Origin of the sequence: Nocardioides sp. (genome assembly GCF_016462705.1) — a bacterium.
Classification (GTDB): domain Bacteria; phylum Actinomycetota; class Actinomycetes; order Propionibacteriales; family Nocardioidaceae; genus Nocardioides.
The window spans coordinates 1-3,689 of the sequence record NZ_JAEMSS010000190.1; the positions used below are offsets into that span (position 1 = coordinate 1).

General features: G+C 72.1%; 5 protein-coding genes. All 5 read left to right on the forward strand.

Features of this window, described 5'->3' with window-relative positions; translation table 11 throughout:
• Positions 1-45: 45 nt before the first annotated feature.
• Genes JHD21_RS18640 through JHD21_RS18660 form a run of 5 tightly spaced genes read left to right on the forward strand, consistent with a single transcriptional unit; the run spans position 46 to position 3,574 of the window.
• Complete coding sequence (locus tag JHD21_RS18640) at positions 46-417, forward strand: metalloregulator ArsR/SmtB family transcription factor (protein WP_292678259.1); 372 nt, start codon at positions 46-48, stop codon at positions 415-417.
• On the forward strand, positions 414-1,493 hold the full coding sequence (arsB, locus tag JHD21_RS18645) for an ACR3 family arsenite efflux transporter (RefSeq protein WP_292678261.1): 1,080 nt from the start codon (positions 414-416) through the stop codon (positions 1,491-1,493). The genes JHD21_RS18640 and arsB overlap by 4 nt, the downstream gene beginning before the upstream one ends.
• Positions 1,490-1,945: a heat-shock protein HtpX gene (locus JHD21_RS18650; protein WP_292678262.1), complete on the forward strand. Its 456-nt coding sequence runs from the start codon at positions 1,490-1,492 to the stop codon at positions 1,943-1,945. The genes arsB and JHD21_RS18650 overlap by 4 nt, the downstream gene beginning before the upstream one ends.
• 47 nt (positions 1,946-1,992) lie before the next feature.
• Positions 1,993-3,378 carry a phosphomannomutase/phosphoglucomutase gene (locus JHD21_RS18655; RefSeq protein WP_292678264.1) on the forward strand — a complete coding sequence of 462 codons (1,386 nt, stop codon included), beginning with the start codon at positions 1,993-1,995 and terminating at the stop codon, positions 3,376-3,378.
• A gap of 1 nt (position 3,379) precedes the next feature.
• Positions 3,380-3,574 carry a Trm112 family protein gene (locus JHD21_RS18660; protein ID WP_292678265.1) on the forward strand — a complete coding sequence of 65 codons (195 nt, stop codon included), beginning with the start codon at positions 3,380-3,382 and terminating at the stop codon, positions 3,572-3,574.
• Positions 3,575-3,689 lie beyond the last annotated feature (115 nt).

A 3,689-nucleotide genomic window follows, 5' to 3' on the forward strand; every position in this document is an offset into this window, starting at 1 on the left:
CGACTGGCGCGCCATATCGAAGTCTGTCAATATCGACGTGTGTCGATGTCTGGGTCGTCGGGGTTGTCGGGGTCGTCGGGGTCCCTGGCCAGCTGCGTACCGCTGGCCCGCGAGCCCATCACCTCCGACCAGGCGGTCGGGGTGGTGCCGATGCTCAAGGCCCTCGCCGACCCGACCCGGCTCCGGCTGCTGTCGCTGGTGCTCTCCCACGAGGGCGGCGAGGCCTGCGTCTGCGACCTGCTGCCGCACTTCGACCTGGCCCAGCCGACCATCAGCCACCACCTCAAGGTCCTGCACGAGGCCGGTCTGGTGGACCGCGAGAAGCGCGGCACCTGGGTCTACTACCTCGCGCGTCCCGAGGCGATGGCCGCGCTGGGCAGCATCTTCGTGCTGCCGGTCGGTCAGGAGCGACCGTGAGCGACACCGTCCGCGACGTGGACGACCCGGTCCTCCAGCGCCTCTCGAGACTCGACCGGTTCCTGCCGCTGTGGATCGGCGTCGCGATGGTCGCGGGGCTGCTCCTGGGTCGTCTGGTCGACGGCCTCGACGACGCCCTGGCCTCGGTCGAGGTCGGCTCGGTGTCCCTGCCGATCGCGGTCGGGCTGCTCGTGATGATGTACCCGGTCCTGGCCAAGGTCCGCTACGACGAGCTCGGGCACGTCACCGGCGACCGGCGCCTGCTGGGCGCCTCCATCGTCCTCAACTGGGTGCTGGGCCCGGCGTTGATGTTCGCGCTGGCCTGGCTGCTGCTGCCGGACCTGCCGGAGTTCCGCACCGGGCTCATCATCGTCGGCCTGGCCCGCTGCATCGCCATGGTCCTGATCTGGAACGACCTGGCGTGCGGGGACCGGGAGGCGGCCGCGATCCTGGTCGCCCTCAACGCGGTCTTCCAGATCCTCGCCTTCGCCGTGCTCGGCTACTTCTACCTCGAGACCCTGCCCGGCTGGCTGGGCCTGGACCAGACCGGCCTCGAGGTCTCGATGTGGGAGATCGCCAAGTCGGTGCTGGTCTTCCTCGGCATCCCGCTGCTGGCCGGGTTCCTCACCCGCACGTGGGGCGAGCGGACCAAGGGCCGGGAGTGGTACGAGACCCGCCTGCTGCCGCGGCTCGGGCCGTTCGCGCTGTACGGCCTGTTGTTCACCATCGTCCTGCTCTTCGCGCTCCAGGGCGACACCATCACCAACCAACCGCTCGACGTCGTCCGGATCGCGCTCCCGCTGCTGGCGTACTTCGTCATCATGTGGGGCGGCTCGATGCTGCTGACCCGTGCGATGGGCTTCGACTACCAGCGCGCCACGGCCGTCTCGTTCACCGCGGCCGGCAACAACTTCGAGCTCGCCATCGCGGTGGCGATCGGGGTGTTCGGGGTCGCATCCGGGCAGGCCCTCGCCGGCGTCGTCGGCCCGCTGATCGAGGTCCCCGTCCTGGTGGGACTCGTCTACGTGAGCCTCTGGGCGCGCCGCTTCTTCCCTACGATCGGAGCACAGTCATGAGCACAGGCGTGAGTGACGACCACGTACCCCAGGTGGTCTTCGTCTGCCGCGCGAACGGCGGCCGGTCGGTCGCCTCCCGGTTGCTGACCGAGCACTACGCCCGCGGCCGGGTCGTCGCGGTGTCGGGAGGCACCGAGCCCGGCGAGCACATCCACCCCGAGGTCGCGAAGGTCCTGGAGGGGCTCGGCCTCGACACCAGCCGGGAGACCCCGGAGCTGATCACCGTCGAGACCGTCGCGGCCAGCGACGTCGCGATCACCATGGGGTGCGGCGACAACTGCCCCTGGTCACCGACCACCCGGATGGTGGACTGGCCGCTGGACGACCCGAAGGGCCAGGACGACGCCACCGTGCGGCGGATCGTCGCCGACATCGACACCCGGGTCCGGGCGCTGCTCCTCGAGCTCGTCCCGGACATCGAGCTGCCGCCCTCGGTGGTCGTGCCCGGGTGATCGTGCCCGGGTGAGGGACGCGCACGGCAGGCCCTAGGCTCGGCCGCATGGCAGGTGACCCGGAAGCGGCGTTGGACCCGGCCACCGTGCACGCGGTGTTCAAGGCCTACGACGTGCGGGGCCTGGCCCCGGAGCAGATCGACCCCGCCCTGGCCCGTGCGACCGGTCGCGCGCACACCCAGGTGACGGGCGCGGCGACGGTCGTCGTCGGGCACGACATGCGCCCGACGTCGCCGGCGCTGGCGGCGGCCTTCGCGGAGGGTGCCACCGAGGCCGGGGCCGACGTGGTCATGATCGGGCTCGCCTCCACCGACCAGCTCTACTTCGCCTCCGGTCACCTCGGACTGCCGGGCGCCATGTTCACGGCCAGCCACAACCCGGCGGCCTACAACGGCATCAAGCTGTGCCGGGCCGACGCCGTACCGATCGGGATGGAGTCGGGGCTGGCCGAGATCCGCGACCTGGCCCTCTCGCCCCGCCCGGTGCCGGGCCCGCGCGGCACGATCAGCGAGCGCGACCTGCTCGCCGACTACGCCGGCCACCTGCACTCCCTCGCCCCCGTGCGGGGGCGCTCGCTCACCGTCGTGGCCGACGCGGGCAACGGGATGGCCGGTCACACCGCCCCGGCCGTCTTCGCCCTCCTCGGCGACCAGGTGCGGCTGGTGCCGATGTACTTCGAGCTGGACGGGACCTTCCCGAACCACGAGGCCAACCCGATCGAGCCGCACAACCTGCGTGACCTGCAGGCGGCGGTGCTGGCCGAGGGAGCCGACGTCGGCCTCGCCTTCGACGGGGACGCCGACCGCTGCTTCCTCGTGGACGAGCGCGGCGAGGCCGTCTCGCCGTCGGCGCTGACGGCGCTCATCGCGGCCCGCGAGCTCGCCAAGGAGCCGGGCGCGACCGTGATCCACAACCTGATCACCAGCCGGGCGGTGCCGGAGCTGGTCACCCGGCTCGGCGGCACGCCGGTCCGGACCCGGGTGGGCCACTCCTTCATCAAGGCGACCATGGCCGAGACCGACGCCATCTTCGGCGGCGAGCACAGCGGCCACTTCTACTTCCGCGACTTCTGGCGCGCCGACTCGGGGATGCTCGCGGCGCTGCACGCGCTGGCCGCGCTCGCCGAGACCGACGTCCCGCTCTCGGAGCTGCTGGCGACCTACGACCCCTACCCGGTCAGCGGCGAGATCAACTCCGAGGTCGCGGACCCGCGGGCCGTCATCGACGCGGTCGAGGCGGCGTACGCCGGCCAGGACGGCGTCGACGTGGACCGGCTCGACGGCCTGAGCGTGGCCCACCGCGACTGGGCCTTCAACGTGCGGCCGTCCAACACCGAGCCGCTGCTGCGGCTCAACGCCGAGGGCCGCGACGCCGCGACCATGACCCGGGTGCGCGACGACGTGCTCGAGCTGATCCGAAGGGAAGGATCCTGAGATGACCCCGCCGGTACACCTCTCCGAGGAGCTCCTCGCCGTCATCGTCTGCCCCGCCTGCCACGGGGACCTCACCGTGGTCGACGGAGCCGCCGAGGGCGAGGGCGAGCTGGTCTGCCAGGGCTGTGGGCTGGTCTACCCGGTCCGGGACGACATCCCGGTGCTGCTGGTCGACGAGGCGCGCAGGCCCGACTGAATGGCCCGGCGATGAGCACCTGGTTCGACGAGTCGCGGCTCGACGACGAGACCGTCCTGGCCGCGGCCGACCCGCGGCTGCGGCGGCTCGCCGAGTCCGGCGCGCGGGTGCGGCT